At 70.5% G+C, this 20764-nt stretch carries 23 protein-coding genes; 17 read left to right on the forward strand and 6 right to left on the reverse strand.

Features of this window, described 5'->3' with window-relative positions:
- The gene (locus tag TSO221_RS15050) at positions 1-312 is read left to right on the forward strand and encodes a polyhydroxyalkanoic acid system family protein (protein ID WP_109119325.1); all 312 of its coding nucleotides are present in this window, start codon (positions 1-3) and stop codon (positions 310-312) included.
- A gap of 8 nt (positions 313-320) precedes the next feature.
- On the opposite strand, the gene TSO221_RS15055 is transcribed toward TSO221_RS15050, so the two are convergent.
- Positions 321-638 carry an STAS domain-containing protein gene (locus TSO221_RS15055; RefSeq protein WP_109119326.1) on the reverse strand — a complete coding sequence of 106 codons (318 nt, stop codon included), beginning with the start codon at positions 636-638 and terminating at the stop codon, positions 321-323.
- 217 nt (positions 639-855) lie between these two features.
- Between TSO221_RS15055 and TSO221_RS15060 the strand changes: the two genes are divergently transcribed.
- The 3 genes from TSO221_RS15060 to TSO221_RS15070 all read left to right on the forward strand — a co-directional run bounded on the left by TSO221_RS15060 (position 856) and on the right by TSO221_RS15070 (position 5703).
- Complete coding sequence (locus TSO221_RS15060) at positions 856-1245, forward strand: hypothetical protein (RefSeq protein WP_146208812.1); 390 nt, start codon at positions 856-858, stop codon at positions 1243-1245.
- A 147-nt stretch (positions 1246-1392) separates the two neighbouring features.
- The gene (locus TSO221_RS15065; RefSeq protein ID WP_109119328.1) at positions 1393-2586 is read left to right on the forward strand and encodes an efflux RND transporter periplasmic adaptor subunit; all 1194 of its coding nucleotides are present in this window, start codon (positions 1393-1395) and stop codon (positions 2584-2586) included.
- Between the two features lie 3 nt (positions 2587-2589).
- Positions 2590-5703 (forward strand): efflux RND transporter permease subunit, encoded by a 3114-nt coding sequence (locus TSO221_RS15070; protein ID WP_109119329.1) that lies wholly within the window; start codon positions 2590-2592, stop codon positions 5701-5703.
- A 54-nt stretch (positions 5704-5757) separates the two neighbouring features.
- Here the strand turns inward: TSO221_RS15070 and TSO221_RS15075 are convergent, their stop codons facing one another.
- Both TSO221_RS15075 and TSO221_RS15080 read right to left on the reverse strand, forming a co-directional pair.
- Positions 5758-6102: an endonuclease domain-containing protein gene (locus TSO221_RS15075; RefSeq protein ID WP_109119330.1), complete on the reverse strand. Its 345-nt coding sequence runs from the start codon at positions 6100-6102 to the stop codon at positions 5758-5760.
- A gap of 56 nt (positions 6103-6158) precedes the next feature.
- Entirely contained in the window at positions 6159-6578 is a 420-nt protein-coding gene (locus tag TSO221_RS15080) for a bacteriohemerythrin (RefSeq protein WP_109119331.1), read from the reverse strand.
- A gap of 154 nt (positions 6579-6732) precedes the next feature.
- Here TSO221_RS15080 and TSO221_RS15085 point away from each other — a divergent pair, with 154 nt between their 5' ends.
- On the forward strand, positions 6733-7479 hold the full coding sequence (locus TSO221_RS15085) for a Fic family protein (protein ID WP_109119332.1): 747 nt from the start codon (positions 6733-6735) through the stop codon (positions 7477-7479).
- Between the two features lie 192 nt (positions 7480-7671).
- Here the strand turns inward: TSO221_RS15085 and TSO221_RS15090 are convergent, their stop codons facing one another.
- Positions 7672-8187: an adenine phosphoribosyltransferase gene (locus tag TSO221_RS15090; protein WP_109119333.1), complete on the reverse strand. Its 516-nt coding sequence runs from the start codon at positions 8185-8187 to the stop codon at positions 7672-7674.
- A 158-nt stretch (positions 8188-8345) separates the two neighbouring features.
- On the opposite strand from TSO221_RS15090, the gene TSO221_RS15095 reads away from it, so the two are divergent.
- The 10 genes from TSO221_RS15095 to TSO221_RS15140 all read left to right on the forward strand — a co-directional run bounded on the left by TSO221_RS15095 (position 8346) and on the right by TSO221_RS15140 (position 17009).
- Entirely contained in the window at positions 8346-9485 is a 1140-nt protein-coding gene (locus TSO221_RS15095; RefSeq protein WP_109119334.1) for an ABC transporter permease, read from the forward strand.
- A 3-nt stretch (positions 9486-9488) separates the two neighbouring features.
- Positions 9489-10256, forward strand: coding sequence for an ABC transporter ATP-binding protein (locus TSO221_RS15100; RefSeq protein ID WP_109119335.1), 768 nt, complete (start codon positions 9489-9491; stop codon positions 10254-10256).
- 4 nt (positions 10257-10260) lie between these two features.
- A complete protein-coding gene (locus tag TSO221_RS15105; protein ID WP_109119336.1) occupies positions 10261-11214 on the forward strand; it encodes an MlaD family protein in 954 nt (317 codons plus the stop codon).
- Positions 11211-11873, forward strand: coding sequence for an ABC-type transport auxiliary lipoprotein family protein (locus TSO221_RS15110; protein ID WP_247878062.1), 663 nt, complete (start codon positions 11211-11213; stop codon positions 11871-11873). Before TSO221_RS15105 ends, TSO221_RS15110 begins: the two co-directional genes overlap by 4 nt.
- A 90-nt stretch (positions 11874-11963) precedes the next feature.
- Positions 11964-12701 (forward strand): hypothetical protein, encoded by a 738-nt coding sequence (locus tag TSO221_RS15115; protein ID WP_109119337.1) that lies wholly within the window; start codon positions 11964-11966, stop codon positions 12699-12701.
- A 93-nt stretch (positions 12702-12794) separates the two neighbouring features.
- Positions 12795-13904: a DUF2336 domain-containing protein gene (locus TSO221_RS15120; protein ID WP_109119338.1), complete on the forward strand. Its 1110-nt coding sequence runs from the start codon at positions 12795-12797 to the stop codon at positions 13902-13904.
- Positions 13905-14018: 114 nt separating this feature from the next.
- Entirely contained in the window at positions 14019-14660 is a 642-nt protein-coding gene (locus TSO221_RS15125; protein WP_109119339.1) for a TerC family protein, read from the forward strand.
- Between the two features lie 74 nt (positions 14661-14734).
- The gene (locus tag TSO221_RS15130; RefSeq protein WP_109119340.1) at positions 14735-15487 is read left to right on the forward strand and encodes a DUF3618 domain-containing protein; all 753 of its coding nucleotides are present in this window, start codon (positions 14735-14737) and stop codon (positions 15485-15487) included.
- Between the two features lie 3 nt (positions 15488-15490).
- The gene (locus tag TSO221_RS15135; RefSeq protein WP_109119341.1) at positions 15491-16498 is read left to right on the forward strand and encodes a YihY/virulence factor BrkB family protein; all 1008 of its coding nucleotides are present in this window, start codon (positions 15491-15493) and stop codon (positions 16496-16498) included.
- Positions 16499-16580: 82 nt separating this feature from the next.
- Positions 16581-17009, forward strand: coding sequence for an NfeD family protein (locus TSO221_RS15140; protein ID WP_109119342.1), 429 nt, complete (start codon positions 16581-16583; stop codon positions 17007-17009).
- A 7-nt stretch (positions 17010-17016) separates the two neighbouring features.
- Here TSO221_RS15140 and TSO221_RS35430 read toward each other — a convergent pair whose 3' ends face one another.
- Positions 17017-17172: a hypothetical protein gene (locus tag TSO221_RS35430; RefSeq protein WP_158284101.1), complete on the reverse strand. Its 156-nt coding sequence runs from the start codon at positions 17170-17172 to the stop codon at positions 17017-17019.
- A 250-nt stretch (positions 17173-17422) separates the two neighbouring features.
- Between TSO221_RS35430 and TSO221_RS15150 the strand changes: the two genes are divergently transcribed.
- Complete coding sequence (locus tag TSO221_RS15150) at positions 17423-18352, forward strand: DMT family transporter (RefSeq protein WP_109119344.1); 930 nt, start codon at positions 17423-17425, stop codon at positions 18350-18352.
- Between the two features lie 3 nt (positions 18353-18355).
- On the opposite strand, the gene TSO221_RS15155 is transcribed toward TSO221_RS15150, so the two are convergent.
- Positions 18356-18772, reverse strand: coding sequence for an HRDC domain-containing protein (locus TSO221_RS15155; RefSeq protein WP_109119345.1), 417 nt, complete (start codon positions 18770-18772; stop codon positions 18356-18358).
- Between the two features lie 198 nt (positions 18773-18970).
- On the opposite strand from TSO221_RS15155, the gene TSO221_RS15160 reads away from it, so the two are divergent.
- On the forward strand, positions 18971-20755 hold the full coding sequence (locus TSO221_RS15160; RefSeq protein ID WP_109119346.1) for an AMP-binding protein: 1785 nt from the start codon (positions 18971-18973) through the stop codon (positions 20753-20755).
- Positions 20756-20764 lie beyond the last annotated feature (9 nt).

Genomic DNA, 20764 nt, shown 5'->3' on the forward strand with positions numbered 1-20764 from the left:
ATGAGCAAGCCTTTGACCGTCACCATCCCGCACCAGCTCGGCAAGCAGGGGGCGATGACGCGCCTCCGCGACGGCATCGGGCAGGTGCGCGCGCAGCTTGGCGGCATGGGCGCCACGGTGGAGGAGACCTGGGCCGACGACCGCCTCGCCTTCCGTGTCGCCGTGCTCGGCCAGACGCTGACCGGACGCATCGACGTGCACGAGGAATCGGCCACCGTGGAGGTCGATCTGCCCTGGGCGCTCGCCCTGCTGGGCGGCAAGATCCGCGACCGCCTGCAGCGCCAGGGCACGCTGCTGCTCACCAGGAAGTAGCCGGCGGCTCACTCCTCGATCGTCATGATCCGCTTCATCCGCGTCACCTCCAGCACGCGGCGGACCTGACCGGACGCGGCGCGCAGCACCAGCGTGCGGTTGGCGCGCCGCATCTCCTCGTGCGCGATCAGCAGCATGCCCAGGCCGGCGGAGTCGATGTGCTGGAGTGCGCTGACGTCCAGCACGTGGCGTGGCGCGTGGTGGCGCAGCAGGCCATCCAGCGCCGAACGCATGGATGGGTAGGTCTCGAAGGTCAGGTGCCCGTGCAGGTAGGAAACCCCGTCGCCTTCGCGCAGTTCGCAGGACGGGGTGCCGTCGGTGGTCATGCCGGTCCTCCTTGCGGATCATTGTATGGTCTGTGCCCTGTAGAGCAACAACCGCGCCACAGCGGGGGTTTGGACGGCATAAGGCGCACACCGGCAAATGCATGGCGCATTTTCCGAGAATTGGAAGAGTCGTCCAGTGCCGCCCCGAAATTGAGAATGTCCGGGTATGCAGGGAAGATTTCGTTAACCAAGCCCGCGCTACACTTGTGGCGCAATGATGGACACCTCCCGTCTGCTCGCCACCGAGAAGTACTGGCTGAAGCGCGCCCGCGTGCGCCTCGCCATGGTTGCCGACGCAGCACCCGAACTGGGCGCGCGGGCGGCGGCGGACGGATCGGTGCTGGCCGACATCCGCATTGAGGATGGGCTGATCCGCGCCGTTCTGCCGGCCGGCAGCGCGCCGTGCTGCTGCCGCGGAGTCGACCTGGAGGGGGCGTGCGTGCTGCCGCTGGAGACCGGCGGATCGCTGCGCGCCGGCGGTCCGGCCGACCTGCTGATCGACCGCGGAGCCGAGCGGCGGCTGGTGCTGCGTGGCGGCGCCATTTCCACGGAAGGCTGCGATCTGGAGGTGGCGTGCTGTTGCACGCCGAGCGGCGTACCGGAATAGGGTATGGTATTAGGCCATCTGGCATAGGCCCCCGCCAAGCGTCTCGACATCGGAACTGAACTGAACGATATAGTTCAGTCCAGACGGCGGTCCCCTTTCGGCGGCCGCCCAAGAAATCACGCGTCCTCCCCGGGTTCAGAGAGTTCCATGCGCCCTTCACGCCTCATCGCGCTTCTCATCCTCGTTGCCGTGGCCGGCGGGGGCTGGTGGTACTTCGTCAAGAACGGCGGCACTCTCGGGGATCTCGCCGCGAAGCTGCCGCCGTCCATGGGCGGCGCCTCGCCGGGCGCGCCTCCGGGCGGCAAGCCGGGCGGTCCGGCGGCCGGCGGCGCTCCGGGCGCCATGCCGCCGATGCCGGTGGAGGCGGTGCCGGTGCGCGTCGGCGCGATGGCGCGGACGATCACCGCGGTGGGCTCGCTGCTGTCCAACGAATCGGTGGTGATCCGCCCCGAGGTGGCCGGCCGCATCACCGAGATCGCCTTCAAGGAGGGGCAGCGGGTCGCCCGGGGGGCGGTGCTGATCCGCCTCGACGACACGGTGGCGAAGGCGACGCTGGCCCAGGCGCAGGCGTCCATCGCCTTCGACAAGGCCGAGTTGGGCCGTGCCGAGGAGCTGCTGCGCCAGAACGCCGGCCCGGCGCGCAACCGCGAGCAGGCCGCCGCCAAGCTGCAGGCCGACCAGGCCGCCGTGCAGCTGGCGCAGGCGCAGCTGGAGAAGCTGACCATCACGGCGCCGTTCGACGGCGTGCTCGGCCTGCGCAAGGTGTCGGTCGGCGACTACGTCTCGGCCGGCAAGGACATCGTGAACCTGGAGGCCATCGACACCCTGAAGCTCGACTTCCGGGTGCCGGAGGCCTACCTGCCGGCGGTGCGCGTCGGACAGACGCTGGCGGTGTCGGTGGACGCCTTCGGCGGCCGCAAGTTCGAGGGTGAGGTCTACGCCATCGACCCGCTGATCGACGTCAACGGCCGCGCGCTGGCGGTGCGCGCCCGCGTGCCGAACAGCGACGGCGCGCTGCGCCCCGGGCTGTTCGCCCGCGTCACGCTGACGCTGACCATCGACCAGAACGCCGTGCTGGTGCCCGAACAGTCGGTCGTCGCCTTCGGCACCGACCAGTTCGTCTTCAAGGTGGTGGACGGCAAGGTGGCGCAGACCAAGGTCAAGCTGGGCGACCGCCGCAACGCCGAGGTGGAGATCGTCGAGGGCCTGAAGCCGCAGGACGTCGTCGTCACCGCCGGCCAGCTGAAGATCCGCGACGGCGCCCCGGTGATGGTCATCGATCCCACGAAGACGCCGCCGGGGCCGCAGGCCAACGGCGCCGCCAAGCCGGCGGGAGGCTGAGGCATGGTCCTCTCCGACATCTCGATCCGCCGGCCGGTGCTGGCGACGGTGATGAGTCTGGCGGTGATGCTGATCGGCATCGTCTCGTACCAGCGTCTGGCGGTGCGCGAGTACCCGAAGATCGACGAGCCGGTCGTCACGGTGGAGACCACCTACAAGGGCGCCTCGGCCGAGATCATCGAATCCCAGGTCACCCAGCCGCTGGAGGACTCGCTCGCCGGCATCGAGGGCATCGACGTGATGTCCTCGATCAGCCGTCAGGAGAAGAGCCAGATCACCGTGCGCTTCCGCCTGGACCGCAACGTCGACGTGGCGGCCAGCGACGTGCGCGACCGGGTGGGGCGCGTGCGCGCCATGCTGCCGAACGAGATCGACGAGCCGGTCATCGCCAAGGTCGAGGCCGACGCGCAGCCGATCATCTATCTGGCGTTCTCGTCCGACCGCCACTCGCCGCTGGACGTGACGGACTTCGCCGACCGCTACGTCAAGGACCGCCTGCAGAACCTGCCCGGCGTGGCGCAGGTGCGCATCTTCGGCGAGCGGCGCTTCTCCATGCGCGTCTGGCTCGACCCGCAGCGCATGGCCGCCTACAAGATCACGCCGCAGGACGTCGAGAACGCCCTGCGCAAGCAGAACGTCGAGATCCCCGCCGGCCGCGTCGAGAGCGCGGCGCGCGAGTTCACCGTGGTGTCGGAGACCGACCTGCGCACCCCGCCGCAGTTCGACAACCTGATCCTGCGCGACGTCGACGGCTACCTGGTGCGCCTGAAGGACGTCGGCCGCGCCGAGCTGGGGGCGCTGGACGAGCGCGTCTCGGCCCGCTTCAACGCCCGCCAGGCGGTCGCCATCGGCGTGGTCAAGCAGTCCACCGCCAACCCGCTGGACGTGTCGAAGGCGGTGCAGGCCGCCTTCCCGGCGATCCGCGCGGCGCTGCCCGAGGGCATGGCGGTGGACGTCGCCTACGACAGCTCGGTCTTCATCGCCAAGTCGATCGACGCGGTGTTCCAGACGATCTTCGAGGCGATCGTGCTGGTCATCCTGGTGATCTTCTTCTTCCTGCGCTCGTTCCGCGCCACGCTGGTGCCGCTGGTGACCATCCCGGTGTCGCTGGTCGGCGGCTTCGCGCTGATGCTGCTGTTCGGCTTCTCCATCAACACGCTGACGCTCTTGTCCATGGTGCTGGCCATCGGCCTCGTGGTGGACGACGCCATCGTGATGCTGGAGAACATCTTCCGCCACGTCGAGGAGGGCATGCCGCCCTTCCAGGCGGCGCTGAAGGGCTCGAAGGAGATCGGCTTCGCGGTGGTGGCGATGACCATCACGCTGGCCGCCGTGTACGCCCCCATCGGCTTCATGACCGGCCGGACGGGGCGCCTGTTCACCGAGTTCGCGCTGACGCTGGCCGGCGCGGTGATCGTGTCGGGCTTCGTGGCGCTGACGCTGTCGCCGATGATGTGCTCCAAGCTGCTGAAGCACCAGACCAAGCACAACATCCTCTACAACATCATCGAAGGCTTCCTGAACGGCCTGACCAACGGCTACCGCGCGGTGCTGCGGGGGTCGCTGAAGGCGCGGCCGCTGGTGCTGATCGTCGGCGCCGTGGTCGCCGGGGCCAGCTGGTGGCTGTTCAACAACATCAAGTCGGAGCTGGCGCCGGTCGAGGACCGCGGCACCATCGTCGGCATCGCCATCGCGCCGGAGGGCTCGACCCTCGACTACACCCAGAAGTACGCCACCATGATGGAGGGGCTGTTCCGGCAGATCCCGGTGCTGGAGAAGTTCTTCGTGGTGGTCGGCTTCCCGGTGGTGAACCAGGGCATCGCCTTCGTCCGTCTGGTCGACTGGGACCAGCGCGACGTCAAGCAGCAGGCGATCACCGCCCAGCTGTTCCCCAAGATGTTCGGCATCCCCGGCATCCTGGCCTTCGTCACCAACCCGCCGTCGCTGGGGCAGAGCCCGATCGACAAGCCGGTCAACTTCGTCATCCAGACGACGCTGCCCTACGAGGAACTGCAGAAGCTGGTCGACGCTATGATGGGCGAGGCGCGCAAGCACCCGGGCATCACCAACATCGACACCGACCTGAAGCTGAACAAGCCGGAGCTGCGCATCTCCATCGACCGCGACAAGGCCGCCGACCTCGGCATCGACGTCGAGACGGTGGGCCGCACGCTGGAAACCTTCCTGGGCGGCCGGCAGGTCACCCGCTTCAAGAAGGAAGGCAAGCAGTACGACGTCATCGTCCAGGTCGACAAGGTGGACCGCCGCAACCCGGACGACATCGCGTCGATCTACGTGCGCGGCACGCCGCCGGCCTCCGCCGCCAGCGGGGTGTCCACCACCCTGGGGCCGATGGTCTCGCTGTCCAACCTCGTGAAGATCGATGAGCGGGTGTCGCCGAAGGAGCTGAACCACTTCAACAAGCTGCGCTCCGCCACCATCACCGCGACGCTGGCGCCGGGCACCTCGCTGGGCGAGGCGCTGAAGCACATGCAGGAGGCGGCGGCGCGCGTGCTGCCGGTGACGGCGCAGACCGACTACGCCGGCCAGAGCCGCGAGTTCCGCGAGTCGGCGACGGGGCTGTACTTCGTCTTCGTGCTGGCGCTGGCCTTCATCTACCTGGTGCTGGCGGCGCAGTTCGAGAGCTTCATCGACCCGTTCGTCATCATGCTGACGGTGCCGCTCTCCATGACCGGCGCCCTGGCGGCGCTGCTGTGGAGCGGGGCGACGATGAACGTGTACAGCCAGATCGGCCTCGTCACGCTGGTCGGCCTGATCACCAAGCACGGCATCCTGATCGTGGAGTTCGCCAACCAGCTGCAGCGCTCGGGGGTGGACATCCGCAAGGCGGTGGAGGAGGCGGCGGTGCTGCGCCTGCGCCCGATCCTGATGACGACCGGCGCCATGGTGCTGGGCGCGGTGCCGCTGGCCAACGCGCACGGGGCGGGCGGCGAGAGCCGTCAGGCGATCGGCGCGGTGATCGTCGGTGGCATGCTGCTGGGCACCTTCCTGACGCTGTTCGTGGTGCCGACGGTGTACAGCTACATCGCCAAGAAGAAGCCCTTCCCCTCGGAAGCCGACGAGGCTACGGCCTACGGCGCGCATCCGGCGGAGTGATGCCTGAAAGCCCCTCTCCCCTCGAGGGAGAGGGGTTTGGGGAGAGGGGGCAACTCAGGGGCCTTGCACGAACACCGGATCGTCCGCCGCCGCGAGGATCGTGGCGAGCACGTCCTCAAGCCTTGTCAAAACTTCGGGGTTCCAGAACCGCAACACCCAGAATCCGGCAGCTTCGAGGTAAGCGGTCCGCGCAGCGTCAACGTGCGGTCCATGTTGCCCGCCATCGACCTCGACCACCAAGCCGTGCTCGAAGCAGATGAAATCGACAATGTACCGGCCGATAGGTTGCTGGCGTTTGAACTTCAGGCCGTTCAGGCGGTGGTTGCGCAACGCGCTCCAGAGGCGCCGCTCGGCATCGGTTGAGTTCTGGCGGAGGCTCTTGGTGCGCGTGGTGGACATCTCGCGTCGGCCCCCTCTCCCCAACCCCTCTCCCTCAAGGGGAGAGGGGCTTTATCTCACCCCGCCGACGCGGCGTCCTCGCTGGCCAGGTAGGGCTGGTACTGCTTGTCGGTGGTCTGGATGTGCTCGATCAGCCATTCCTTCAGCAGCAGGATCAGGTCGATGCGCAGCATCATCGTGTGGTCGCCGTTCAGCTCGCCGGCCAGCTTCTCGACCTCGTCCACGAAGTAGCGGTGCGCCGCCTTGTGCGTCTCCAAGTCGGGGAAGCCGTGGCGCTCCATGAACGCCTCCTCGCGGCGGAAGTGCACGTTCGTGTAGTCGCGCAGGCCCTCGATCAGCGGGATCAGGTCGTCCTTGCTCTTGGTGGAGACGCCGGTCTTCAGCAGGCCGTTGAACATCTCCAAGAGCCGCTTGTGGTCGGTGTCGAGGATCCCGACGCCGACGCTCATCGAATCGTCCCAGACGACGTGGTCCATCAGCCTTCCTCCTCACCCCTGCCCAGCAAAAACATTAGTTGGTGCCTCCAACGCCCATCAAGGCCTAATCCGAGCGGCAAAAGCCCGCAGGCTCCCTTTGCGGGAACGCCCTGGCGTCCTATAAAGCGGGGGAGGGCAAGACGGGGGTGGAGCGATGGCGCTGCTGGATGACATCAACGCGAAGAAGCGCGCGCTCGACGCCGCCCGGCCGCTGCCGGTCGAGGTGGTGAGCGAACTGGCCGACCGCTTCGAGCGCGAGCTGACCATCGCCTGCGTCACCGTCGAAGGCATCGACCTGGTGCCGGAGGAGGTGCTGCACGTGCTCGGTCGCGGTGCCGTGCTGCGCAACCGGCCGCCGGAGCCGCAGCGCCTCGTCCAGAACCATGCGCAGGCGCTGCACCTGATGGCGCGGCTGGCCTACGAGGGCGGCGGGGTGATCACCGAGCGCACGGTGGCGGCCTTCCACGGCGTGCTGTTCCAGGGGCTGGACGCCGGCGCCGGCCAGTACCGCGACTCGCCGCTGCCCGACGAGGGCGAGACCGCCGACCCGGCGAAGATCCGCGTGTCCATGTCGGCGCTGAGCGGCTGGCTGCGCCGCACCGACCCCGGCGTGGAGACGGCGCTGGAGGCGCACCATCGCCTGATGATCGTGCGGCCCTTTGCGCAGGGCAACGCGGCCGTGGCGCTGCTGATCCTCAACCTGATCCTGAACCGCGCCGGCTACCCGCCGGTGGCGGTGCACCCGGACGACCTCCAGGGCTACGCCGACAGCGTCGACCGCGCACGCACGGTGGGCGACAAGGTGCCGTACCGCGACGTCATGCTGAAGCTGCTGGGCCGCGCGCTGGACGACTGCCTGGAGGCGATGGCGCGGGCGGCGGGGGTGGAGAACGCGTCGTAGGCCCAAAGGGCGTGGCGTCGCGGGCAAGGCTTCACACGGATTGCACGGAATTCTTTATCGTGTCTCGGCAGTGGCTTGCGGGTAAGTGCAGTACGTCGCAAGAAAAAAGAAAATCCGTGCAATCCGTGCAATCCGTGCCTCAATCCGCGAAATCCGTGTGACTGTTGCCTCTGTTGCGGATCGTCGCAAACGTCAGGAATCGTAGCTCATCAGCACCTCGCACGGCACGTCGATGCGCTCGCGGCCATCGAGGAAGGTCAGCTCGACCAGGAACGCCGCGGCCTGGACGTCGGCGCCGACCTGGCGCAGCAGCTTGACCGCCGCGGCCATGGTGCCGCCGGTGGCCAGCAGGTCGTCCAGCACCACCGCGCGCTGGCCGGGCTTCACCGCGTCCGACTGGATCTCGATGGTGTCGGTGCCGTACTCCAGGTCGTAGGAGTGCGTGACCTTGTCGCCCGGCAGCTTGCCGCGCTTGCGCACCATGACGAAGCCGCAGCCCAGCGCCAGCGCCAGCGGCGCCGCCACCAGGAAGCCGCGCGACTCGATGCCGACCAGGACGTCCGGCTTGTAGGGGCGGACCGCTTCGGCCAGCCGCTTCACCGTCTCCTGCCACGCCGCGGCGTCGGCCAGCAGCGGCGAGATGTCGTAGAACAGGATGCCGGGCTTCGGGAAGTCGGGGATGCCGCGGATGTGGTCCTTGAGGTCCATGGGTCGTGTCCTGGAAAAGTGCGCGGCCGCATACTAGCCATGCCGTGCCTTTGGCGCAAATCGCCGTGCAAAACGTTGCATAGGTCTGGCGTGCCGGTGCGGTTGACCGGACGGGCGGCTTGCGGCCAAGCTCGCGGTGACGGGAAGAGGTGACGGGAATGACGGCCGGACAGGCCTGGATGAAGACGGTGCCGGGTGGCGACGGAGCGCTGCTGCTGACCGTCGGCGGGCGGTGGGACCTGTACGGCGCGCAGGCGCTGATGAACGACCTCGACGCGCTGCGGCCGCCGGCGCCGCAGACGGCCGTGCGCCTCGACCTCGCCGCCATCGACGGGCTGGACACGGTGGGCGCGCTGCTGCTGGCGCGGCTGGCTGAGCGGCTGCGCGGCGAGGGATACGCGGTGGAGGTCACCGGCGTCCGGCCCGAGCACCGCGCGCTGGTCGACGCGGTGCGCGAGGCCGACCGCGTGCCGTCCGTCCCGCTGCCCGACGAGCACCCGATCATCGAGATGCTGGAGCGCACCGGCCGCGTCACGGTGCGGGGGCTGAAGCGCGGGCTGGAACTGGTCAACTTCCTGGGCGTCGTCACCGTGACGCTGGCGCGCATCGCGGTGAACCCGCGGCGGCTGCGCTACCGCTCGGTGCTGTTCCACATCGAGCAGACGGGGCTGAACGCGCTGCCGATCCTCGGCCTGCTGACCTTCCTGATCGGCGTGGTGATGGCCTACCAGGGGGCGGACCAGCTGCGCCGCTTCGGGGCGGAGCTGCTGGTGGTCAACCTGCTGGGCATCTCCATCCTGCGCGAGCTGGGCACGCTGCTGACCGCGATCATCGTCGCCGGCCGCTCCGGCTCCGCCTTCACGGCGCAGATCGGCACCATGAAGGTGAACCAGGAGGTGGACGCCATCTCCACGCTGGGGCTCGACCCCATCGAACTGCTGGTGGTGCCGCGGGTGCTGGCGCTGATGGTGGCGCTGCCGCTGCTGGCCTTCTTCGCCGACGTCATGGCGCTGCTGGGCGGCGCCACCATGAGCTACATGACGCTGGGCATCAGCTTCGCGCAGTTTATCAAGCAATTGCAGGGCGCGGTGGGCCTCAACACCTTCCTGGTCGGCGTCGCCAAGGCGCCGGTGTTCGCGCTGGTGATCGCCATGGTCGGCTGCTACGAGGGCCTGCGCGTCACCGGCAGCGCCGAGAGCGTCGGGCGCCTGACCACGCGGTCCGTGGTGGAGGGCATCTTCCTGGTCATCATCATGGACGCGCTGTTCTCCATCTTCTTCTCGTTCATGGGGGTGTGAAGGATGGCGCGCGACCCCGTCATCCGCGTGCGCGGCCTGGTCACCCGCTTCGGGGCGCAGACCATCCACGACGGCCTCGACCTCGACGTCGAGCGCGGCGAGGTGCTGGGCGTGGTCGGCGGGTCCGGCACCGGCAAGTCGGTGCTGATGAAGGAGATCCTCGGCCTGATCCGCCCCGCCGCCGGAGCCATCGAGATGCTGGGCCGCGACACCGGATCCCTCGACGACCGCGAGCGCACCGAACTGCAGGCGCGCACCGGCGTGCTGTTCCAGGACGGGGCGCTGTTCAGCTCGCTGACCGTGGCGGAGAACGTCATGGTGCCGCTGAAGGAGCACACGACTCTGCCTAAGCGCCTGATCAAGGAGATCGCGCGCGTCAAGATCGCCATGTCGGGCCTGCCGCCCAACGCCGGGCCGAAGTATCCCTCCGAACTGTCGGGCGGCATGAGGAAGCGCGCCGGGCTGGCGCGTGCGCTGGCGCTCGACCCGGAGATCCTGTTCCTCGACGAGCCGACCGCCGGCCTCGACCCGATCGGCGCCGCGGCGTTCGACGAGCTGATCCAGAACCTGCAACGGAGCCTGGGATTGACCGTCTTCATGGTGACGCACGACCTCGACAGCCTGACCTCGATCTGCGACCGCATCGCCGTGCTGATCGACAAGCGGATCAAGGTCGCCACGCTGGAGGAGCACCTGAAGGACGACCATCCCTGGATCCGCGAGTATTTCCACGGGCCGCGCGGCCGCGCCGCCCGCCGGGTGGAGGCCTGAACCCATGGAAACCCGCGCCAGCTACATCCTGGTCGGCAGCTTCGTGCTGGCCCTGATCGCCGGGCTGTTCGGCTTCGCCGTGTGGGTCGCCAAGATCCAGCTGGAGGAGTCGCGCCAGCCCTACCGCATCTACTTCACCGGCTCGGTCACCGGTTTGCAGACCGGCAGCCCGGTGCGCTACCAGGGCATCCCCATCGGCACCGTCACCGACCTGCGCCTGGATCCGGAGAACGTGTCGCGCGTGCGCGTCACCATCGAGGTGAACGCCGACACGCCGATCAAGACCGACTCCATCGCGTCGCTGGAGGTGCAGGGCGTCACCGGCGGCGCCTACGTGCAGATCGCCGGCGGCACGCCCGAGAGCAAGCTGCTGCGCGAGACCGAGCACAAGGGCGTCCCGGTCATCCCGTCCCGCCCGTCGACGCTGGCGACGGTGGTGGACGCGGCGCCGCAGATCCTCGCCCGCGTGCTCGACCTGACCGACCGCCTGTCCGCCGGGCTGATGAGCCCGGAGAACCTGCAGGCGCTGACCCAGACGCTGGACAACGCCCGCCGGGTCAGCGGCGACGTCGCGGCGGCCACCCAGGGCCTCGACGGCACGGTGCGCGAGCTGACCGGCCTGCTGGCCGAGTTGAACCGCACCGCGCAGACGGTCGGCCCGCACCTCGACCAGACGGTGGTGCAGGCCGGCAGGAGCATGCAGACCGTGACGGCCGACCTGCACGAGCTGACCGGCTCGCTGAAGCAGGCGTCGGCGCAGCTGAACGCCATGGTCACCGAGAACCGGCAGCCGGTGCGCGACTTTGCTCAGACGGGGCTGTATGAGATAACGCTGCTCGTCACCCAGTTGCGCGACCTGTCGGCGCAGATCGGCCGCGTGGTGGGGCGCATCGAGAACGATCCGTCGAACTTCCTGTTCGGCGGCACCCGCAACGGCGTGGAGATCCGCGGACGATGATGGTTGCGCGTTTTGGCCTGCTGGCGGCGCTGGTGCTCGCCCTGGGCGCCTGCGCCGGGGCGCTCACCTCGCCCCCGGCCAAGCTCTACACGCTGAACCCGGCCACGCAGGCCGATCCGTCGCTGCCGCGGGCGGACTTCCAGCTGCTGGTGGAGGCGCCGGTGGCCGGTGCCGCTCTGGATACCCAGCGCATCGCCGTGGAGAAGACCGCGACCTCCATCGACTACCTGGCCGAGTCGGCGTGGACCGACCGTGCGCCGGCGATGATCCAGGGGCTGATCGTCCAGTCCTTCGAGGACAGCCGCAAGATCGTCTCGGTCGGGCGCGACAGCGTCGGCCTGCGCTCCGACTTCGTGCTGCGCAGCGAGTTGCGCGACTTCGAGGCGAAGTACTCGGCGCCGGGCGCCGCGAACCCCGACCGCGTGCACGTCCGAATCGCCGCCAAGCTGGTCGGCATGCCGCGCCGCACCATCGAGGCGGGCGAGACCTTCGAGGCCATCGTGCCGGTCAGGGACGGTGGCGTGCAGGGCGTGGTCACCGCCTTCGACGCGGCGCTGCGGCAGGTGATGGAGCGGATGGTGGCGTGGACCCTGCGCACCGGCACGGCGATCGCCGGCGGTGGCGGGACGGCGACCGGCGGGGCGTCGCGCACCCGGTGACGGGGCATATGCTCCCTGCGTAAAGACCTTGCCCCCGGGGGTGTTTTCCCTACGTATTGAGGGGTCCGGAACCAGTCGGGTGCCTGCCCCATGATCGACGTGAACGGCCTGCCGCGCGACGTGCTCGAGGCGATGGGCGAGGCCGCGCGCGAGGTGCGCACCTGCCAGCGCGTGCTGGCCAAGACTGGCGACACCGTGGTGGGCGAATTGCTGCGCGGGCAGGGCTCGGTGTACGAGTGGAAGCACTACCCGCAGGGCGACGTCTACGACGCCGAGTACCACGCCCAGTACTACTACCACTGCCACCCCGAATCCGAGCGGCCGCACGGCGAGCACGGGCACTTCCACACCTTCCTGCGCCCGCTCGGCATGCCCGGCGGCATCCGCCCGGCGCCGGTGGAGGATCATGTGCCGCCGTCCGGCGACAACGACGCGCTGTCGCACCTCATCGGCATCGCCATGGACCAGAGCGGGCGCGCGGTGCGGCTGTTCACCACCAACCGCTGGGTGACCGGCGAGACGTGGTACGCGGCGCCCGACGTGGTGCGCATGCTGGACGGATTCGTCATAGACCACGCCCGGCCGTCCTGGCCGGCGAACCGCTGGATCACCGCGCTGCTGCGCATGTTCCGCCCGCAGATCGAGGAACTGCTGCACCAGAGGGACGCGGCGATACGCCGCTGGGCCGAGACGCACCCGCAGGGGACCGTCTATGAAGACCGCGCCTTGGAAGTCACCTCGCAGACCGCCATTTCCGTGGAGGAGCAACTCGCCGCCATCGACGGCGCGTTGCGGGCGGTGAGGCGGCGCGCCGCAACCGCCTGTTAACAAAGGTTCAATGCTTCCGCACCATGCTGCGGGAGAATTGACCGGCCGTCCCGCGGCCGGCGGGGAGGCAGTGGCAGGAAGGGTCCGCGACCCATGACGGAACATTTGTCGAAGGACGACGTCGTCCGCCTGCTGTCGGATCCGTCCCCCAACACGCGGGCCGATCTGGCGGCGAAGGTGGCGCGCCAGTTCGAGGCGGCCGAGCTGTCGGACAGCGAGCGCACCTTGGCGGAGGAGATCATCCGCGCCATGGCGCGCGACGCCGTGGTGCGCGTCCGCCAGTCGCTGGCCGAGAACCTGAAGGCGAGCGCCAGCCTGCCGCGCGACGTGGCGCTGACGCTGGCCAAGGACGTCGAGGACGTCGCCATCCCGATTCTCAGCGTCAGCCACGTGCTGACCGACGCCGACCTGCTGGAGATCGTCCGCTCCGGCACCGACGCCAAACACACGGCCATCGCCGCGCGCTCCACCGTGTCGCCGCGCGTCGCCGACGCGCTGGTCGAGACCGGCTCGGAGCAGGCGGTCGCCACGCTGGTCGCCAACGAGGGCGCACAGCTGGAGGAGGGCGCGCTGGGCCGCGTCATCGACCGCTTCGGCGCGTCGGAGGCGGTGCAGGGGCCGCTGGTGCAGCGCGCCAGACTGCCGATCACCATCGCCGAGCGGCTGGTCGCCGTGGTGTCGGAGAAGTACCAGCAATACCTCGTCACCCATCACGAGCTGTCGCCGAAGACCGCCGCGGACCTGATCCTGCAGAGCCGCGAGCGCGCCACCGTGACGCTGCTGAACGGCGAGAGCGACGAGGCGGCGCTTGAGCGGCTGGTGGTGCAGCTCTCCCGCTCCGGCCGGCTGACGCCGCCCTTGCTGGTGCGGGCGCTGTGCATGGGCGACGTCGGCTTCTTCGAGGCGGCGGTGGCGCATCTGGCCGGCGTGCCGCTGACCAACGCGCGCCTGCTGATCCACGATGTCGGCCGGCTGGGCCTGAAGTCGATCTATGACCGCGCCAAGATGCCGCCGGCCCTGCTGCCGGCCTGCCGCATCGCGCTCGACGTGCTCAAGGAGACGCCCTATGACGGCGAGGAGCACGACCGCGAACGCCACCGCCGCCGCATGATCGAACGCATCCTCACCCAGTACGAAGACTTGGCGGCCGACGACCTCGACTACCTGCTCGACAAGCTCGGCGACCTGATGCAGGCCGGCTGAGGGAGCGTTCGGGGGCGCGCGGCTGTCGTGCGGGCGGCGGGGGTTGTTTCCCCGCTGGCTGCCCCCTAATAGGGGGCGCCACACCCGCCCGCCACCGCCGAGGACGACTCCCCCGTGTTCGAAGACCTGCTTCCGGAACTGATCGCGCTCGGTCAGGTGATCTTCATCGACCTCGTGCTGGCCGGCGACAACGCCATCGTCGTCGGCATGGCGGCGGCCGGGGTGGCGCGCGAGCAGCGGGCCAGGGTGATCTTCTGGGGCATCGCCGCCGCGGTGGTGCTGCGCATCATCTTCGCGCTGCTGACCACGCAGCTTCTGGCCATCATCGGCCTGACCTTCGCCGGCGGCGTGCTGCTGCTGTGGGTGTGCTGGAAGCTGTTCCGCGAGCTGCGCGAATCGCACGGCGAGGCGGAGGGTGCCGAGCTGGTCTGCGGCGAGGACGGCGTCGAGACCGCGACGCCCGCCGGGACCAAGCCGATCGGGACGGCGATCTGGCAGGTGATCGTCGCCGACGTGTCGATGTCGCTGGACAACGTGCTGGCGGTGGCGGGCGCCGCGCGCGAGCACCTGTGGGTGCTGGCGGTGGGCCTGGTGCTGTCGGTCGGCCTGATGGGGGCCGCGGCCAGCCTGATCGCGCGGCTGCTGGCGCGCTGGCACTGGATCGCCTACGTCGGCCTGGTGGTGATCCTGTACGTCGCGCTGAGGATGATCTGGGAGGGCGGCTTCGAAATCATGGCGGCGACCGGACAGGCGTAGGGGGGGCGGCGCCAGCGGAACCTTTGCGCGGCGGGGTGTGTTGCTCCCCGCAGCGTCAGAGGGAGCCGCACGTCATGAGCCACGCCGTCGACCATCCAGCCAATGCCATGTCCGGCCGCAGCATGGCGGACATCGAGAGCGACATCCGCGGCATCCGCGCCCGGATGGACTCGACCCTGAACGAGATCGAGTTCCGCCTGTCGCCGGGGCAGCTCACCGGGCACGTCGGCGACGTGGCGCGCGACGTGATCGAGGGGCGGCCGACCCGCGTCGCCACGGCCATCCGCAACAACCCGATCCCGGTGGCGCTGATCGGCATCGGTGCCCTGTGGCTGGCCTGGGCGGTGTCGCGCACCGACCCGCTGGAGGGGGCGACGGCGCCGCACGGCCAGATCTCCGACCAGCGCATCCGCATCCTGCTGGCCGGGCTGGTCGCCGCCTGCCGCCAGGGCGCCGAGGGTTTCCGCGAGGCCGACATGCTGCTGGTGGACGCCCAGCTGTCGTCGCGTCTGGCCGAGGTGTCGAACCAGTTTGAGCGCACCTCCGCCTCGCTGGACCACGAGTTCCGCATCCACGGCGGCGTGCCGGAGCCGGGCGAGCCGGTGCACCCCGCGTGGCTCGACCTGCACGACGAGCTGACCGGCGCCCGCTCGCGCGCGGAGATCCTGTCGGCGCTGCAGGGCGGGCTGGAGAACACCCTCGACCTGTTCCGCGACGCCCTGCAGGAGGCGTTGCCGGACGAGCTGCGGGTGGTGGTCGGCGCGCACTTCCACGACCTGGAGCGCGTGCAGCACCGCATCGGCGCGCTGCGCGAGGCGGTGAGCTGAGCCATGCTGGGACTGAGCCGCCGCCACCACTACATGCCGCGCATCGAGATGGGCCACGACGCCCACGTGCGCGGCCGCACCGCCGACACGCCCGAACAGATCCCCGCCAAGGGCTGGAAGGACATCCTCTGGCGCGTCTGGGAGGAGCAGTCGGAGGACAACATCTCGATGATCGCCGCCGGCGTGGCGTATTACGCCATCCTGGCGCTGTTCCCGGCGATCGCCGCCGCGGTGTCGATCTACGGCTTGGTCGCCGACGCCGGCAGCATCGAGCGGCAGTTCGACACGCTCGCGGGCTTCCTGCCTGGCGACGCGCTGAAGGTTCTCAAGGATCAGGCGCACATGGTCGCCTCGCAGCCGAGCGGGGGGCTCAGCATCGGCGTCGTGGTCGGCCTGCTGTTCACGCTGTGGAGCGCATCGCGCGGCGTCAACGCGCTGATCGGGGCGCTCAACATCGCCTACGAGGAGCGGGAGAAGCGCGGCTACGTCAAGCTGGCGCTGCTCTCGGTGGTGCTGACGCTGGGCGGCATCCTGTTCCTGATCGTCACGCTGGCGGTCGTCGTCGTGGTGCCGACCATCCTGAACCTCGTGCCGCTGGGGCCGGTGTGGGAGTGGGCGGTCAGCCTGGCGCGCTGGCCGATCCTGGCGGTGGCGATCCTGGCGGCGCTGGCGGTGCTGTACCGCTACGCCCCGTCCCGCAACGAGCCGAAATGGCGCTGGGTCACCTGGGGTTCGGTGGCGGCGGGCGGCATCTGGCTGCTGGGCTCCATCGGCTTCTCGATCTACGTCTCGAACTTCGGCAACTACAACGAGGCGTACGGGTCGGTCGGCGCGGTGGTGATCCTGCTGCTGTGGCTGAACCTGACCGCCTACGCCATCCTGCTCGGCGCCGAGCTGAACGCCGAGATGGAGCACCAGACCGCTAAGGACACCACCGACGCGCCCGACAAGCCCATGGGGCAGCGCGGCGCGAGGATGGCGGACACCATCGGCGAGAAGAAGACGGCGTAGCCGGCAGCGTCACATCGCGCCGCTGACGCCGTCCCGGCTTCCCGCTATCCTGCCGGCAGTCCCGTGGGGGAGCCGTCCGGCGATGATCGAGTTCTGGCACTGGTGGGTGATCGCCGTCGCGCTGGCGGTGGTCGAGATCTGGGCGCCCGGCGCGGCGTTCCTGTGGTTGGGCATCGCCGCCGGCGTGGTCGGCGTGGTGCTGCTGGTCTATCCCGGCCTGGGCTGGGAGGGGGAGTTGCTGCTGTTCGCGGCGCTCGCCATCGCCGCGGTGCTGGCCGGACGCGCCATCTACCGCCGGGCCGGGCTGCACGCTGCGCCGAACCACCTGAACCGCCGGGCCGAGCAGTACATCGGCACCCTGCACACCCTGGAGACCGCCATCGTCAACGGCCATGGCCGCGCCCACGTCGGCGACACCTCGTGGACCGTCCAGGGGCCCGACCTGCCGGCCGGCGCCACCGTGCGCGTGGTCGCCGTGGACGGCGTGGTGCTGAAGGTGGAGCAGGCTTGAGCGCGACTCACCGCTTGGCGGTGTCGGTGCGGATCTGGTCGGAGCAGGTCTTCAGCCGCTCGGCCAGCGCGGCGAAGCGCGGGTCGCCGTTGCGGCGCGCCATCTCGGCGGCTTCGGCGCTGAGGGAGGCGAGGTGGCGGGCCATGGCGCGGTAGTCGGGCATGCGGCGTCTGCTCTTCTGGTCATCGCTCATGTCGAACATGGGTGCTGCACTGCGAAACCCCTGAAGTCATGCTGTCACGGCGGCGCGGCGGCGGAAATCCAGCCTTGAGTCAACGTGGCCCAGCGCTTTCGGCGCATGGCTTGGGGCATAGCGGCGGGGGGTAGGCCGCATGCCAGCGATGCACCGGCGTATGCTGGGCGGTTGGGCTCCTACGCCCTAGTCTTGTGGTGTGCCGAACCGGGAACCCGCCATGCGTGACAACGCCGCCCCCCTGCCGCCGCCCGCCCTCGCGCAGGACCGCCCCGCGCGCGAGGGGATCGCCCTGCTGGCCAGCCTGACGCTGTTCTGGGGCGTCAACTGGCCGGCGATGAAGCTGGCGGTGACCGACATCGACCCGTGGACCTTCCGCATGCTGTGCCTTGCGGCCGGGGGCGGCGGGCTGCTGCTGATCGCGCGGCTGAGCGGGAGCGGGCGGATCGCCATCCCGCGTGGCGACCTGATGCCGCTGCTTCTGGCTTCGCTGCTGAACGTCACCGGCTGGCACCTGGGCACGGCGTTCGGGCTGACCTTCATGGGGGCGGGGCGGGCGTCGATCATCGCCTTCACCATGCCGGTCTGGGCCTCGCTGTTCGGCGTGGCTCTGCTGGGCGAGCGGCTGACCCGGGCGCGCGTCGCCGGGCTGGCGCTGGGCGTCGCCGGCCTAGGCTTCCTGTTGGTGCCGGAGGTCGGACGGATCGGCGCCGCGCCGTGGGGTGCCGTGTTCATGCTGGCCGCTGCGGCGTCCTGGGCCGCCGGCACCGTGGTGGTCAAGGCGCGGCGCTGGGGGATGGGCACCGCGGCGCTGTCCGGCTGGCAGATCGTGCTGGGCGGGATCCCGGTGCTGGCCGGCTGGGCGGTGGCGGGGCGGCCGGAGACGCTGCTGACCGCCTCGTGGCCGAGCTTGGCCGGGGCGTTCTATGCGATGCTGATCCCGATGATCTACTGCTACTGGGCGTGGTTCCGGGTGGTGGCGATCTTCCCGGCCAGCCTCGCGTCCATCGGCACGCTGGCGATCCCGGTGATCGGCGTGTTCTCCAGCGCGCTCCTGACCGGCGAGCGCGTCGGCCCCGGCGAGATCGCCGGGCTGACGCTGGTCGTCGCGGCGCTGACGCTGGTGATGCTGGTTCCGGCGAAGCGGTAGAGGCTAATCGATCAGGTCTTCCAGCGTGGAGCGCACCACCCCCACGATCTCCGCCCCGTGCGGGCCGATGTCGAGGTCGCGGCTGCCGACCAGGACGCCCAGCTCGTGCTCGGTGGTGGGGGCGTAGCGGGCGATCTCCGGCACTAGGTCGTCGGGCAGGATCGCGTCGCGCGGCACGCCCTCCTGCGCGGCGATGCGGTCGCGCCAGCCGTTCAGCGCGGCGGCGATGGCCGTCTCGATCTGCAGCGACTCTTCCTTGCGGCGCAGGTCCTGGAACAGCACCAGCACCCGCCACGCGCCGTCGGCGTAGGCGGTGTCGATGCGCTCCACCTCCACCGTGCGCAGGAAGGCCGACAGCTCCGCCTGCGCCGGGTCGGCATCGGAGTCGGGGATGCGGAAGGTACGGATTTCCGTGCTCATGCCCTCTATGCCCTTCCTGATCGGTCCTTGCGCGGAACGCGGTCATAGGGTGGCTGAACGGCATCGGCGATTCAATGGGAATGCTGTCGCCCGGATGACCCCGACCGGGTCGGGCGGCCTCCTCCAATGCCGCGTGGCGCGGCGGTGCTGCGGCGCGTTAAGTGCGTTGCAAAGCCCTGAATCGAGGAAACGCCGCGCATGCACAGGATTCCCCAGGCCAAGGCCCCCGTCTATCGGCGCCCCACGGAAGCCGGCGCGCCGGCCGGTGCGGCGGCGCTGACGGTGCCGGACCTGGACGCGCTCGACCTGCACCAGGGCCGGGCGGGCGGACGGGACCTGCGCGGCCGGCAGGTCGAGATCCTCTACTGGGCGGCGCGCGGCGCCACGCTGGATGACACGGCGGCCCGGCTCGGCCTGTCGCCCGGCGCGGTGCTCGAAGAGGTCGCGCCGCTCAGCGAGGCCGGGCTGGTGGCGCTGCGCCCGGCGCCGCGCGCCGCGGTGCGCCGGGAAACGCTGGCGCGCGTGTGGGCCGAGGCGGTGGCGAAGCACGCCGGCCGGCCGTTCCTGCTGCCCTCCGGCGGCGCGCCGCTGGGCTACGCCGAGGCCGGGCGGCGCGTCGAGGCCATCGCGCGCCGGCTGGCCGCCGCCGGCCTGTCGAAGGGCAGCCGGATCGTCGTGCAGGCCGAACCGGGCGTCGAAACGGCGCTGCTGTTCTGGGCGGCGGTGCGGCTGGGCGTCGTCGTCGCGGTGGTGGACACGGCGTGGAGCGAGGCGGCGCTGCTGCGCGCCCTGCACGCGGTGCGGCCGGCACTGGTCTTCGCCGACGCCGCCCGCGCCGGGCGCGCGCGCGCCGGGCGCCGGCCGCTGGTGGTGCTGGACGCCCCGCACGGCGCGCCCGACCGCTTCGCGGCGTGGCTGGCCGGCGAAGGCTCCGACGTGGAGGCGCAGGTCGGCGAGGACGACCCGGCGGTGATCCTCTTCACCTCCGGCACGACCGGCGAGCCGAAGGGCGTGGAACTGACGCACGGCGCGCTGGTCCGCACCGCCCGGCTGCTGGCCGAGACCTACGGAATCCGTGCCGGCGACCGCGTGCTCACGCTGGCCGAGGGGCACAGCGTCAGCGGCCTGCGCAACCCGCTGGTGCTGACCGCGCTGACCGGTGCCGCCGCGGTGCTGCCCGCCGGGGCGGAGCGGCGGCGCCCTGCCGCCGCGGTCGAGTTGTGCCGGCGCGCCGGCGTGAGCGTGCTGAGCACCGTCCCCGCCTGCCTGAAGGCGCTGGCTGCGGCCGGGCAGCCGCTGGAGGGGCTGCGGCTGATCCTGTGCACCGGCGCGCCGCTGCCGGTGGCGGCGGCGGAGCGTCTGCGCGCCCTCACCCCGGCGCCGGTGCGCGGCTACTACGGCCTGACCGAGACCGCCGGCGTCTGCGTGGTGGAGCCGCCGGGCGGGGCTGCCGAGGGCGCGCTCGGCGTGCCGCGCGGCGTGGTGGCGCAGGTGGTGGACAGCGAGGCGCGGGTGCTGCCGCCCGGCGCCGTGGGCGAGCTGCGGCTCTACGGCGCCAACGTCGCCACCCGGTTCGTCGGGTCGGCGGAGGCGCTGCGCGGCGGCTGGCTTTACACCGGCGACCTGGCGTGCTGGCGCGACGGGCAACTGGCGCTGCTCGGCCGCGTGCGCGAGGCGGTGAAGACGCCGCGTGGCGACCTGCTAGCCTTCGCCGAGATCGAATGCGTGCTGGAGCGCGACCCTGCGGTCGCCGAGGCCGCCGTGCGCGCCGTGCGCGACGCTGACGGCGGGGAGCGCACGCTGGCCTATCTGCGTCTCGTGCCCCATGTGGCGGAGGGAGGTGTGGTTGCCCGCGTCATGCAGCGGGCGCTGGAGGCGTTCGGCCCGCAGGGCGCGCCGGCCGCGGTGCGCGTCGTCGTCGATTTCCCGCGGGCCAGCAACGGCAAGGTGCGGCGCGACACGTTGCCCGGCGATCTGGCCTGAGGGTTTGGC

It is taken from the genome of Azospirillum sp. TSO22-1 (assembly GCF_003116015.1).
Taxonomy (GTDB): domain Bacteria; phylum Pseudomonadota; class Alphaproteobacteria; order Azospirillales; family Azospirillaceae; genus Azospirillum.